The 12,916-nt window shown below is 72.0% G+C and carries 12 protein-coding genes; 7 read left to right on the forward strand and 5 right to left on the reverse strand.

Going from position 1 to position 12,916, the window contains the following annotated elements; all coding sequences use genetic code 11:
* Positions 1 to 18: 18 nt before the first annotated feature.
* Complete coding sequence (locus ACFZDE_RS15335) at positions 19 to 1,056, reverse strand: PfkB family carbohydrate kinase (RefSeq protein WP_391200189.1); 1,038 nt, start codon at positions 1,054 to 1,056, stop codon at positions 19 to 21.
* 149 nt (positions 1,057 to 1,205) lie between these two features.
* Here ACFZDE_RS15335 and ACFZDE_RS15340 point away from each other — a divergent pair, with 149 nt between their 5' ends.
* From ACFZDE_RS15340 to ACFZDE_RS15355, 4 genes are all read left to right on the forward strand, one after another.
* Entirely contained in the window at positions 1,206 to 1,970 is a 765-nt protein-coding gene (locus ACFZDE_RS15340; protein ID WP_390995716.1) for a DeoR family transcriptional regulator, read from the forward strand.
* A 181-nt stretch (positions 1,971 to 2,151) separates the two neighbouring features.
* Positions 2,152 to 3,492, forward strand: a complete 1,341-nt coding sequence (locus ACFZDE_RS15345; protein ID WP_390995719.1) for a 6-phospho-beta-glucosidase — start codon at positions 2,152 to 2,154, stop codon at positions 3,490 to 3,492.
* A 73-nt stretch (positions 3,493 to 3,565) separates the two neighbouring features.
* Positions 3,566 to 6,607 carry a glycoside hydrolase family 38 C-terminal domain-containing protein gene (locus ACFZDE_RS15350; RefSeq protein ID WP_391200190.1) on the forward strand — a complete coding sequence of 1,014 codons (3,042 nt, stop codon included), beginning with the start codon at positions 3,566 to 3,568 and terminating at the stop codon, positions 6,605 to 6,607.
* A 164-nt stretch (positions 6,608 to 6,771) separates the two neighbouring features.
* Positions 6,772 to 7,287 (forward strand): cupin domain-containing protein, encoded by a 516-nt coding sequence (locus tag ACFZDE_RS15355; protein WP_391200191.1) that lies wholly within the window; start codon positions 6,772 to 6,774, stop codon positions 7,285 to 7,287.
* Between the two features lie 3 nt (positions 7,288 to 7,290).
* Here the strand turns inward: ACFZDE_RS15355 and ACFZDE_RS15360 are convergent, their stop codons facing one another.
* Positions 7,291 to 8,427 carry an ATP-grasp domain-containing protein gene (locus tag ACFZDE_RS15360; RefSeq protein ID WP_391200192.1) on the reverse strand — a complete coding sequence of 379 codons (1,137 nt, stop codon included), beginning with the start codon at positions 8,425 to 8,427 and terminating at the stop codon, positions 7,291 to 7,293.
* 258 nt (positions 8,428 to 8,685) lie between these two features.
* Between ACFZDE_RS15360 and ACFZDE_RS15365 the strand changes: the two genes are divergently transcribed.
* Together ACFZDE_RS15365 and ACFZDE_RS15370 are read left to right on the forward strand one after the other, a co-directional pair.
* Complete coding sequence (locus ACFZDE_RS15365) at positions 8,686 to 9,546, forward strand: metallophosphoesterase (RefSeq protein ID WP_391200193.1); 861 nt, start codon at positions 8,686 to 8,688, stop codon at positions 9,544 to 9,546.
* Positions 9,543 to 10,202 (forward strand): 4'-phosphopantetheinyl transferase superfamily protein, encoded by a 660-nt coding sequence (locus ACFZDE_RS15370; RefSeq protein WP_391200194.1) that lies wholly within the window; start codon positions 9,543 to 9,545, stop codon positions 10,200 to 10,202. The genes ACFZDE_RS15365 and ACFZDE_RS15370 overlap by 4 nt, the downstream gene beginning before the upstream one ends.
* A 145-nt stretch (positions 10,203 to 10,347) precedes the next feature.
* On the opposite strand, the gene ACFZDE_RS15375 is transcribed toward ACFZDE_RS15370, so the two are convergent.
* The 3 genes from ACFZDE_RS15375 to ACFZDE_RS15385 form a co-directional block, all read right to left on the reverse strand.
* Positions 10,348 to 10,572, reverse strand: a complete 225-nt coding sequence (locus ACFZDE_RS15375) for a hypothetical protein (protein ID WP_390995737.1) — start codon at positions 10,570 to 10,572, stop codon at positions 10,348 to 10,350.
* Positions 10,573 to 10,736: 164 nt separating this feature from the next.
* Positions 10,737 to 11,267, reverse strand: a complete 531-nt coding sequence (locus ACFZDE_RS15380; protein WP_390996654.1) for a toxin-antitoxin system, toxin component — start codon at positions 11,265 to 11,267, stop codon at positions 10,737 to 10,739.
* Between the two features lie 32 nt (positions 11,268 to 11,299).
* On the reverse strand, positions 11,300 to 11,959 hold the full coding sequence (locus ACFZDE_RS15385) for a helix-turn-helix domain-containing protein (RefSeq protein WP_391200506.1): 660 nt from the start codon (positions 11,957 to 11,959) through the stop codon (positions 11,300 to 11,302).
* A gap of 238 nt (positions 11,960 to 12,197) precedes the next feature.
* Between ACFZDE_RS15385 and ACFZDE_RS15390 the strand changes: the two genes are divergently transcribed.
* Positions 12,198 to 12,863, forward strand: a complete 666-nt coding sequence (locus ACFZDE_RS15390) for a hypothetical protein (protein WP_391200195.1) — start codon at positions 12,198 to 12,200, stop codon at positions 12,861 to 12,863.
* Positions 12,864 to 12,916 lie beyond the last annotated feature (53 nt).

The raw sequence follows: 12,916 nt of genomic DNA on the forward strand, positions 1-12,916 counted from the left end.
GCAGGGGGAGGGGGAGAGTCAGTGCCGCCCCGTACCTGGGGCGTGGGGGTTCGGCGGGGTGACGGGGGCGTGGCGTGGGGGCGGGCCGGGGTCGGCCGGGATGCGGTCGGCGAGGAAGCCGTAGGCGCGGCGCAGTCCGGGGTCGGTCAGGGAGCGCCACCAGCGCGCGACGCCGTACCAACCGGGAGCGGCGAGGGCGCCGCCGTGCTCGCGGACGGACAGCCCGGCCGCGAGCACCGCGAACCGCAGCCGCTCCGCCAGCGGCCAGCCGCCGAGGGAGGCCGCGACGAAGCTCGCGCCGAAGACGTCCCCGGCGCCCGTCGCGTCCAGGACGGTGGTGTCCAGGGCCGGGACCTCGGCGTACTCGCCGGTGATCTGGTCCACGGCGAGGGCGCCGTCCCCGCCCCGGGTCACCACGGCGACCGGCACCAGCTCGGCGAGCGTGCCGAGCGCCGCCACCGCACTGTCGGTACGGGTGTAGGCCATCGCCTCGGTCTCGTTCGGGAGGAAGGCGTGGCACAGGGCGAGTTGCTCCAGCAGGGCCGCAGGCCACTGCTGGGTGGGGTCCCAGCCGACGTCGGCGTAGATCCGCGTGCCGTTGGCGGCGGCCTTGGCGAGCCAGGCGCGCGGCTCGGCGTCGAGGTGCACCAGCGCGGTCCGCGCGGCGGGCGGGTCACCCATCAGCGCGTCCTGGGAGTACGGGGGCTCCTGGCCGTGGGTGAGCAGGGCCCGGTCGTGACCGTGGGCGACAGAGACGGTGACCGGGGTCGGCCAGCCCTTCGCCGTACGGGAGAGCGAGAGGTCGACGCCCTCCTGGTCGCGCAGGGTCTCCTGGCAGTACGTGCCGTAGAAGTCGTCGCCGAACACGGTGGCCAGGCTGGTGCCGAGGCCGAAACGGGAGGCGGCCACCGCGAGGTTCGCGATGCCGCCCGGGCCGCAGCCCATGCCGCCGGTCCAGATCTCCTCGCCCGGGGTGGGCGGCTTGCCGAGGCCGGTGAGGACGAGGTCGTAGAAGAGCAGCCCTGTGAGCAGCACATCGGGCCGGTCGTCGTCCACGGATGTGTCCTCTCGCTCAGGGCTTCGACGGAGATCGTCAAAACTCTTCATTTCTGTGAGCGGAATCGTGCGCCGCTCTGAGGGATTGGTCAATACCCGAGCAGAAATAAGCATGGCCATGATTGGAGATGACGGGTAATGTGCACCGCGTGCTGGCAGAACGACGACACCAACTCATCCTGCGGGCCCTGCGCGCCGGCGGGCCCGCGGCCGTGACCGACCTCTCGGAGCAACTGGGGGTGAGTCCGGCCACCATCAGGCGTGACCTGGTCAAACTGGAGGAGGACGGGCTGCTCACCCGTGTGCACGGCGGCGCCGTGGTGGAGGAGGGCGACCAGCCCTTCGCCGAGGTCGCCGAGGTGCGCGTCAACGAGAAGGACGCCATAGCCGAACGCGCCGCCGCGATGATCGAGGACGGCGAGTCGGTGCTGCTCGACATCGGCACCACGGCCTACCGGCTCGCCCGGCAGCTGCACGGCCGCCGGCTCACCGTGATCACCAGCAACCTCGTGGTCTACGAGGAGCTCGCCGACGACGAGGGCATCGAGCTGGTCCTGCTCGGCGGCATGGTCCGCCGTGAGTACCGCTCCCTGGTCGGCTTCCTCACCGAGGACAACCTGCGCCAGCTGCACGCCGACTGGGTCTTCCTGGGCACCAGCGGTGTACGGCCCGGCGGGCAGGTCATGGACACGACGGTCGTGGAGGTGCCGGTCAAGCGCGCCATGATCAAGGCCGGCGAGAAGGTGGTGCTGCTCGCCGACGCCGCGAAATTCCCCGGCAACGGCATGGCGAAGGTCTGCGGGCCCGAGGAACTGGACGCGGTGATCACCAACGAGCCGGTCGACCCGGCGACCCGGGCAGCCTTCCAGGAAGCGGGCGTCGAGGTCGTCGTGGTGGGAAGGGTGCAGGCGTGACCCCCTTCCCGGGCGCACTCCGGGCGCGGGTGGCCCAGCCCCTCGGTGAGCGGCGAGGTCAGCCACGCCCGACACCCGCCGGGCCACCACCGGCCCGGGGTCCTGAAGCGAGTCCAAGGAGGTGGCGCGTGTCCGGTTCTCACGACGTGCCGCGCACCGCCTGCCGAATCGGAGGAACCAGGTGAAGCTGACGATTCTGGGCGGCGGAGGATTCCGCGTGCCACTGGTGTACGGAGCGCTCCTCCAGGACCACGCCGAGGGCCGGGTGACCCGGGTCGTCCTGCACGACCTGGACGCCGGGCGGCTGTCGGCGGTGACACGCGTCCTCGCCGAGCAGGCGGCCGGCGTCCCCGACGCACCCGAGGTGACCGCGACGACCGACCTCGACGAGGCCCTGCGCGGTGCCGACTTCGTGTTCTCCGCGATCCGCGTCGGCGGCCTGGAGGGACGCGCCAACGACGAACGCGTCGCCCTGGCCGAGGGCGTGCTCGGCCAGGAGACGGTGGGCGCGGGCGGCATCGCCTACGGTCTGCGCACGGTCCCGGTCGCCGTCGACATCGCGCGGCGGGTGGCCCGGCTCGCGCCCGACGCCTGGGTCATCAACTTCACCAACCCGGCCGGGCTGGTCACCGAGGCCATGTCCCGCCACCTCGGCGACCGCGTCATCGGCATCTGCGACTCCCCGGTCGGCCTCGGCCGCCGCATCGCCCGGGTGCTCGGCGTGCAGAACCCGGGCGAGGCGTGGATCGACTACGTCGGCCTCAACCACCTCGGCTGGGTGCGCGGCCTGCGTGTCGCCGGGCGCGACGAACTGCCGCGGCTGCTCGCCGACCCGGACCTGCTCGGCTCGTTCGAGGAGGGCAAGCTCTTCGGCGCCGACTGGCTGCGCTCCCTGGGCGCGATCCCCAACGAGTACCTGCACTACTACTACTTCAACCGCGAGGCCGTACGGGCCTACCAGCAGGCCGAGAAGACGCGCGGCGCCTTCCTGCACGACCAGCAGGCCCGCTTCTACGCCGAGATGACCAACCCGGACGCGCCCGCCCTCACGGTCTGGGACCGCACCCGCGCCGAGCGCGAGGCCACGTACATGGCCGAGAACCGGCAGACCGCGGGCGCCGGCGAACGCGACGAGGACGACCTGTCCGGCGGCTACGAGAAGGTGGCCCTCGCCCTGATGCGGGCCATCGCCCGGGACGAGCGCACCACCCTGATCCTCAACGTCCGCAACCGGCGCACGCTGTCGGTCCTGGACGCCGAGGCCGTCATCGAGGTCCCCTGCCTCGTCGACGCCAACGGCGCTCATCCCGTCACCGTCGACCCGCTGCCCGACCACGCCACCGGCCTGGTCTGCGCGGTCAAGGCGGTCGAACGCGAGGTGCTGGCCGCCGCCGACTCCGGGTCCCGCGCGACGGCCGTCAAGGCCTTCGCCCTGCATCCGCTGGTCGACTCCGTCACCGTGGCCCGCAGGCTGGTGGAGGGCTACGCCGAGGTCCATCCGGGGCTGGCGTACCTTAGGTGAACGCCGATCGGTAAGCGCTTTCCCCAGGCCGCTTCCCGCCTGCTCGCTCTTCCCCGCTTCCTGGAGACAACCCATGCACGACGAAAGCCGCCGCATCGAGGAGCGCGTGCAGCGCCTTCACGACCAGCGCATCAAGACCGCCGTCTACGCGGCCACCGTCCCCTTCGAGGTCGAGGCCTGGCAGGCCCCCGGGGAGCCCGTCCCGTTCGAGGAGGCCGCCGCCGCGTCCTACGAGCCGTTCTCGATGGGCACGCCATGGGGTCCGCCCTGGGGCACCACCTGGTTCCGCATGCAAGGACAGGTGCCCGCCGAGTGGGCCGGAAAGCGCGTCGAGGCCGTCATCGACCTCGGCTTCACCGGCGACTGGCCCGGCAACCAGGCCGAAGCCCTCGTCCACCGCACCGACGGCACCCCGCTGAAGGCCGTCAACCCGCTCAACCAGTACGTGGCGATCGCCAACCCCGCCAAGGGCGGCGAGAGGGTCGACTACCTCGTCGAGGCCGCCTCCAACCCGGACATCCTCGCGGACAACTTCTCGAAGACGACGCCCCTCGGCGACAAGCTGACCGCGGGCGACAAGCCGCTCTACACCTTCCGAGCCGCCGACATCGCCGTCCTCGACGAGGAGGTCTGGCACCTCGACCTCGACGTACAGGTGCTGCGCGAGCTGATGCTGGAGCTCGGCGAGCACGACCCGCGCCGGCACGAGATCGCCCACGCCCTCGACCGCGCGATGGACCTACTCGACCTGGACGACGTCTCCGGCTCGGCGGCCGCCGTCCGCGAGGCGCTCAAGCCGACGCTGTCCAAGCCCGCGCACGCCAGCGCGCACACGATCTCCGGCGTCGGCCACGCCCACATCGACTCCGCCTGGCTCTGGCCGATCCGCGAGACCAAGCGCAAGACCTCCCGCACCTTCTCCAACGTCACCTCGCTCGCCGACGAGTACGACGACTTCATCTTCGCCTGCTCCCAGGCCCAGCAGTACGAATGGGTCCGCGACCACTACCCCAAGGTCTGGGCCCGCATCCAGGAGTCGGTCAAGAACGGCCAGTGGGCGCCGGTCGGCGGCATGTGGGTCGAGTCCGACGGCAACCTGCCCGGCGGCGAGGCCGTCGCCCGCCAGTTCGTCCACGGCAAGCGGTTCTTCATGGACCACTTCGGCATCGAGACCAAGGGCGTGTGGCTGCCGGACTCCTTCGGCTACAACGCCTCCTACCCGCAGATCGCCAAGCTCGCCGGGAACGAGTGGTTCCTCACCCAGAAGATCTCCTGGAACCAGACCAACAAGTTCCCCCACCACACCTTCTGGTGGGAGGGCATCGACGGCACCCGCATCTTCACCCACTTCCCGCCGGTCGACACCTACAACGCCCGCTTCAGCGGCGAGGAGATGTCCCGCGCGGTCCGCAACTACTCCGAGAAGGGCGGCGCCTCCCGCTCCCTGGCCCCCTTCGGCTGGGGCGACGGCGGCGGCGGCCCCACCCGCGAGATCATGGAACGGGCCCGCCGGCTGGCCGACCTGGAGGGCTCAGCGAAGGTCGTCGTCGAACACCCCGACGCGTTCTTCGCCAAGGCCCGCGAGGAGTACCCGGACGCGCCCGTCTGGGTCGGCGAGCTCTACCTGGAGCTGCACCGCGCCACCTACACCTCCCAGGCCCGCACCAAGCAGGGCAACCGCCGCTGTGAGCACCTCCTGCGCGAGGCCGAACTCTGGGCGACCACGGCCGCCCTGCACGCGCCCGGCTACAGCTACCCGTACGACAAGCTCGACCGGCTGTGGAAGACGGTGCTGCTGCACCAGTTCCACGACATCCTGCCCGGCTCCTCCATCGCCTGGGTGCACCGCGAGGCCGAGGCCGAGTACGCCCGCGTCACCCGGGAACTGCACGCCCTGACCGCCGAGGCGGTGGCCGCGCTGGGCACCGGCGCGCCCCGCGCCTTCAACACCAGCCCCTACGACCGCGCCGAAGTGGTCCGCACCACCGACGGCGCACCGGTGTACGTGCAGGCGCCCGCGAGCGGCTCCGCGCCCCTGGCCGACACCGCGCCCCCGCAGCCGGTCACGGTGGACGGCCGCGTCCTCGACAACGGCCTGGTCCGCGTCGAGGTCGCCGAGGACGGCACCCTGTCCTCCGTCCGCGACCTGCGTGCCGGCCGCGAAGTCCTCGCCGAGCCGGGCAACCTGCTCCGCCTGCACACCGACCTGCCCAACTACTGGGACGCCTGGGACATCGACAAGCACTACAAGAACCGCTACACGGACCTCCTGGACGCGTCGTCCGTCACGGTCGTCGAGCAGGACCCGCTGATCGGCGCGATCCGCGTCGAGCGGTCCTTCGGCAAGGGCTCCACCATCACCCAGACGATCAGCGTCCGCGCCGGAAGCCCCCGCATCGACATCGAGACGGACATCGACTGGCACGAGACCGAGAAGATCCTCAAGGCGGCCTTCCCGGTCGACATCCGCGCCCCGCACTCCTCCGCCGAGATCCAGTTCGGCCACATCCAGCGCCCCACCCACACCAACACCAGCTGGGAGTCGGCCCGCTTCGAGGTCTCCGGCCACCGCTGGGTGCACCTCGCCGAGCCCGGCTACGGCGTCGCCGTCATCAACGACTCGACGTACGGCCACGACGTCTCCCGCACGGTCCGCGAGGACGGCGGCACCACGACCACCGTTCGCCTCAGCCTGGTCCGCGCCCCGCGCATCCCCGACCCCGAGGCCGACCAGGGCCGCCACCGCTTCACCTACGCCCTGCTGCCCGGCGCGAGCATCGAGGACGCCGTCGCCGAGGGCTACGCCCTCAACCTGCCGCTGCGGGTGGCGGACGCGGCCGGCGCTCCCGGCCCGGTCGTCTCCGCCGAGGGCGAGGGCATCACGGTGGAGGCGGTCAAGCTCGCCGACGACACCTCCGGCGACGTCGTCGTACGGCTCTACGAGTCCCGCGGCGGCCGGGCCACCGGCACCCTGCGCACCGGATTCCCGCTCGCCGGCGCCCAGATCACCGACCTGCTGGAACGACCTCTGGAGGACGCGGAGATCACCGGTGGCGCCGTCGCCCTCGCGCTGCGGCCCTTCCAGATTCTCACCCTGCGCCTGCGAAGGGGCTGACCCTAAGCCGTACAACCGTGGTTCGAGGACGCCGAGCCCGGCATCTGGGGGCCGCCCTGTGGGACACCGCGTACGGGGCCCTGAGGCCGCCGCCGGATTGACCCACGATTCCGGCATCGAAATGCCCCCTGTCGTGGGTCGCCCGGCTTCCTAGAGTCGATGTCATGACGACGACACAGAACGAAACACCCAGCGGCGACTTCGCACCGCTCCTCACCCGCGCCGCCGAGGCCGAGACCACGCGCGACCCCAGCAGCGTGATGACCCTGCTCGCCGACTCCGGGACCACCGGCGGACGGCTCACCTCCTACCGCTCGACGTTCGCCGAAGGCGCGGTCGGGGCCCCCGCCCACCTGCACACCGAGGCATCCGAGATGTTCTACGTCCTCGACGGCGCGCTCCAGGTGCTGGTGGGCGAGGAGCTCACCGTGCTGCGCGCCGGTGACTTCCTCCTCGTACCGCCGAACACCCCGCACGCCTTCGCCGCGGCGCCCGGTGCCACAGCCGACGCGCTGTTCGTCTTCACCCCGGGCGCGGGGCGCTTCGACTACCTCCGGCTGCTGGGCCGGGTGATGCGCGGCGAGGCCGACCCGCGGGAGATCAAGGACTCCTCCGAGCGCTTCGACAACCACTACGTCGACAGCCCCGTGTGGCGCGAGGCGATCGCCGCCCGGGTGTGAGGTTCACAGGCGCAGCGCCCGGGCCACCGACCCGACGGAGTCGGCCGGTTCGGCCGACGCGGGTGCCGGTACGGCCGGCAGGGGGTCCGTCGTCTCCGGTCGCTGGTGCGGGAGCGACACCGGTCGCAGCGGGCGCGGTCCCGACACCACGGTGTAGTCCTGCCCCAGGAACGGCGGCACCACCTCGCCCGGGTCCTCGCCCAGGGCCAGCTGCACGGCGGCCCAGGGGGCGTTGACTCCGCACAGCGACAGCTGGTGCAGTCCGCCGGCCGGGCGGGTGTTGACGTCCATGAGGACCGGCCGGTCGCCGAACATCCGGAACTGGATGTTGGACAGATAGTGCAGACCGAAGCCCTCCGCGATCCGCCGGGCCGGGTCCAGCCACTGCTCATGCAGGGTGAAGCCCCGGCGGCGGCCGTTCTTGGTACGCCCCACCGCCAGCCGCACCCAGTTGTCCGGCCCCGTCAGGCAGTCCACAGAGACCTCGGGCTGCTCCAGACGCGGCATCACCAGCCAGTCGACCGGCTCCCCGGCCTGCCGCAGCGCCTCCAGCACCAGATCCAGTGGCACGTACGGGCTCGGGAACCCGCTCAGATGCGTCAGCGAGAACGGCGTACGCGTGATCACCCGGAAGCCCACCCCGCCGGCCCCGGACGCCGGCTTGAAGCAGGCCTTGTGCCCGCCGGACTCCAACTCCTCGACGGCCGCGAGGAGTTCCTCCTCCGAGCGGACCCGGTACCAGGGCGGCACCGGCACCCCGATCGCCTGGACCGCCTCGTAGGCGATCACCTTGTCATGAAAGACGGCCACGGCCTCCGGCGGCGGCGCCAGCACCGCGGTGCCCGCCGCCTCGAACTCGGCGCGGTGCGCCACGATCGCCGACTGGTGCAGCCGGGGTACGAACACGTCGATGCCGCGCCGCGCGCACTGGTCCAGCGCGTACTCGACGTACCCGGCCGGGGACAGGTTCTCCGGCTCCAGCTCGGCGGTGTCGGCGGCGGCCAGCACCGGCGAGTCGGGGTCGCCGTGGGTGGCGTGGATCTCGACGGCCCGGTCGCTGGGATTTCTCCGCAGCTGATCCATGAAGAACACGTTCTCCGCGTACGTGCGGTTGAGCCAGACGCGTACGCGAGAGACCATGCAGGCCGCCTTTCACGGTTCGCGGGCAGGGCTGAGCAGCCCGTGCCCGGGCAGGAGAATGGAGGGACACCAAACCGCCCTTGTGAAAGGGAAGTTCCCAGCGGTGGTGGTGGGCCAGATCATACGGCTTCGGCGGGCCCCGTCGTGCAACGCGCGTGTGAAGGAATTCTCCCGCCCCGGCCGCCGGGCCGCTCTTGCTCCGCGTCGTGCGGCTGTGATCTCTTGGTGAGGTCCGGGTGCGCGCGGAGGGGGCGAGAGGTGACGTCGACGGCCGGTGGTGCCGCACAACTGCTGGCCATCAGCGATCTGCACATCAGCTATCCGGAGAACCGCGCCCTGGTCGAGAAGATGCGGCCCGGGACGGACGACGACTGGCTGCTCGTGGCCGGTGACGTCGCGGAGACCGCGGCGGACATCCGCTGGGCACTGGAGACACTCGCCGGCCGCTTCCGCAAGGTCGTCTGGGTGCCCGGCAACCACGAGCTGTGGACCCATCCGAGCGACGCCGTCACCCTGCGCGGCGTCGAGCGCTACACGTACCTGGTCGAGCTGTGCCGCGAGCTCGGCGTGACGACCCCCGAGGACCCCTACCCCGTCTGGGACGGCCCCGGCGGACCGGTCGCAGTGGCCCCGCTGTTCCTGCTGTACGACTACTCGTTCCTGCCGGCCGGCTGCACGACCAAGGAGCAGGGCCTGGAGTACGCGCAGGGCACCGGGATCGTGTGCACCGACGAGTACCTGCTGCACCCCGACCCGTACCCGAGCCGGGAGGCCTGGTGCCGGGCCAGGGTCGCCGAGACCGAACGCCGGCTCGCCGAACTCCCCGCCGACCTGCCGGTGATCCCGGTCAACCACTACCCGCTGCACCGGCATCCGATGGCTGTGCTGTGGCACCCCGAGTTCGCCATGTGGTGCGGCACGGACCTGACCGCCGACTGGCACCGCAGGTTCCGCGTGCACACCATGGTCTACGGCCATCTGCACATCCCCCGCACCACGTTCCACGAGGGCGTGCCCTTCGAGGAGGTGTCGGTGGGCTATCCGCGCGAGTGGAGCAAGCGGGCGCAGCCGCCGGGACGGCTGCGGCGCATCCTGCCGAGGGAGGGCGAGGAGCGGTGATCGAGGAACTGCTGCCGGACACCGTGGTCAGCGTGGAGGCCTACGGCCACGAGGAAGCGGAACCCCCGCTGTACCCCGAGGAGGCGGCGCTCGTGGCCCGGGCGGTCGCCAAGCGGCGCAGGGAGTTCGCGGTCGTGCGCTCCTGCGCCCGCCGGGCCATGGAGAAGCTCGGCGTGCCGCCGCAGCCGATCCTGCCCGGGGAGCGCGGCGCCCCCCGCTGGCCGGCCGGCCTGGCCGGCAGCATGACCCACTGCGACGGCTACTGCGCCGCGGCACTGGTCCGCGCCGGTGATCTCGCCTCCCTCGGCATCGACGCCGAGGTCCACGGGCCGCTGCCCGAGGGCGTCCTGCCGTCCGTGGCCCTGCCGGCCGAGGTGGCCCGGCTGCGCGCACTCGCGGCCGAACGCCCCGACATCCACGTCGACCGGCTGCTGTTCAGTGCGAAGGAGTCCGTCTACAAGGCGTGGTTCCCCCTCACCGGGAAGTGGCTGGACTTCATGGAGGCAGACATCGAACTCACCGCCTCCGGCACGTTCCGCGCGACCCTCCTCGTCCCCGGCCCCGTGGTGGGCGGCCGCCGACTCACCCACTTCGACGGCCACTGGACAGCGGGTCGGGGCCTGATCGCAACGGCGATCGCACTCCCGCACGACTGAACTCGCCCTACGCCGAACGGCCGGGGTCCGCCGCACGGCCGACCCCGGCCTCCGCGACCGGCCGGGGGGTCCGGGTCCCCCGGCTCACGTCGCCTGGCCCGGGATTGCCGTAGGACGGCCCCCAGCTCGGTCAGTGGCGCTCGTGTCAGGGGCCCGGTTCCGGGCACCAGCTGTTCAGGAGGCGGAAGAAGGCCTCTTCGTTGCCGGTCAGGCCCGCGCGTTCCAGGGCCTGCTCCGCTTCCGCGAGGACCGTGGGCGGGACGAGGGGCGGGCCGCCCTCCAGGTCGAAGGCGGCGCGGACGGTGTGCAGCAGCCGCAGATAGGCCTGGACGGCGGTGCGTTCACGATCGGTCAGAACGGCGGTGGGCATCGGTCGGCTCTCCCCGTGTCGGCGTCGTCGGTCCCGCGCCCTCGCGGCGCGCACGCCCCGCACGGCGGTGGCGCCCCTCCAGCTTGCCGTCCACCACTGACAATCAGGTCCCGCCGCCCTCCGGTTCGCCCGCTCGGCGCAGGCGGGCGAACCCACCACCCGCGTCAGCCCTGCGGCCCGCGATACCCCAGCGACGCCTCGATCCGGCCCGCCAGATGATCCCGCTGCACCGGCCCCCGCGACGACGAACCCGCGAGCCACGCCCGGCACTTGCTGGCGAGCAGCAGGCCGAAGCTCTCGGCCTCCATCTCGTCGTCGAGGTCGAAACGGGTGCGCGCGGCGACCTTCAGCACCGTCGCCTCGAGATCCGCGCCCTCGTCGAGCAGCCGGGCCGCCACGGCCGCGCCCTCGACGTGGTGGGAGCAGTGCCCGGCCTTCATGTGCCACAGCTCGTGGCCCAGGATCACCAACTGGTGATCGGGAGCGGTGCGTTCCTCGATCACGACGAGGTCCTGGTCGGCCATGTCGAGCCACAGCCCGCTCGCGGTCCCGGGCGGGAACGCGGCCGTACGGAAGAGCACGGGGCGGCCGCGGCGTCTGCTCATGCCGTCGCACAGGGCGGCGTACAGCTCCTCCGGGCGGGCCGGCGCGGGGAGGGTCAGCTCCGCGACCAGCTCGCCGCACAGACGGCGCATTTCCTTACCGATGCCCACAGTTCTCCCCACGGTCACGACTCGGGCCGCTTGACGCTCTCCAGGAGCATGTCCAGCCACTCCGCGACCTTGTCGCGGTGCTGGTCGGTGGGCAGTTGCGCGGCCCGCCAGGCGATGCCGCGCACGCCGTGGTCCTGCAGCAGCCGCTCCAGCGGGTCGTCCGCCGCCGCGGCCGCCTCCCGCTCGCGGTCGGCGAGCTTTTGCAGCAGGTCCTGCTCGGTGTGCTGGAGGGCGCTCACGAGCGCCTCGGGGTCCTCGGCCGTCAGGAACCCGGCGTGTACCCGGAAGAACCTCTGCAGGGCGTCGCAGTGCTCCATGGTCGGCCGCCGGTCGCCGTTGATGAGGGCCCCGGCCTGCTGGCGCGACATGCCCGCGCCGTCGGCGATCTCCTGCTGGGTGTACTTTCGGCCGTTGGGCTTGAGCCGGGTCCGGCGCAACAGGTCCAGGCGTTGCAGGAACCGGGCCTGGACATCGGGCTCACCCGCGGGGCGGCCGCACAGCAGCGCCTTGACCACGGGATCGGGGACCCCGGAGGCGACGGACAGTCGGCCGATGTCGAAGACCTCGGCGTGCGGCACGCCGAGCCGGTCGGCGAGCGCGCCGACACGGGAGACGACGGCCTGTAGCACGGCCGTCGGCATGGCGCCCGGACCCTCGACGAAGCCACCCGTCACCGACAGATCTCCTACGTCTCTCACAGGCTTCTCACAAGTGGATGCCGCGACCTACCCCGGCGTGAACTTCCCGGAGCGTAGCCGGTGCTTCGAACTCACATCCAGGTCTCGCCACAACTGTGGCCAATTTCAGCCGTCAACAGGCATGGAATGCCACGATAGTTGACACGCCTCAGCCCGGGGCAGCAGGATCGGGGCGCCGCGTCAAGGCCGCACAGGCAAGAGGGGTGACCTCCCGATGGCATATCAGGCAGGAGGGCAGCGGCCGGCACCGCGGCCCGTCCCCGAGACTCCCGAGGCCCAGGCCTACCTGGACGACTACGCCGGGCTCCTGGAAGGGGTCTCCTTCCCCTCCCTCGTCGTCGACCACTGCTGGGACGTGGTGCTGACCAACAGCGCCTTCCGGTCACTTTTCCGTGAGGTCGGACCGCACCCGACGGCGATGCCGGGCGACAACTTCCTCAGGTTCGTGCTGTTCCACCCGGACGCCCCCGGTGTGCTCGGCGACCACGAGGCCAGCTGGTGCCTGCCGATGCTCGCGCACTTCGCCCGAACCGTGGAGGGCCACGGCCCCGACCACGGCCTCCAGGCGATCCGCCGCGACATCGCCCAGGACCCGATCATGGAGGCCGCCTACCGGCACGGCCTGGCACACTGGATCCGCGCGGTCGGCGAGGACGCCGTCGAGCAGGACGGCGCCGTACGGCCGCTGCTGCACCCCGATCCGCGCCGGGGCGCCACCGAGTGCAGGGTCGTCGTCGAGACGTCCAGGACGCTCGAGGAACTGGGCTGCGCCCGGGTCACATTCGTCCTGCGCGAGGCCCGCCGCCCCACGTCCCGGGAGCGCCGTACCCGCCGCGCCGCGACCGTGTCCCACCTGCGGGTCGTCCCCGCCGCCGACTGACCGCAGCCCCACTCCGACCGCTTCCACGCGTGCGCCCGTCGTCGTCCGCACCC

Origin of the sequence: Streptomyces sp. NPDC007929 (assembly GCF_042959065.1) — a bacterium.
GTDB lineage: Bacteria > Actinomycetota > Actinomycetes > Streptomycetales > Streptomycetaceae > Streptomyces.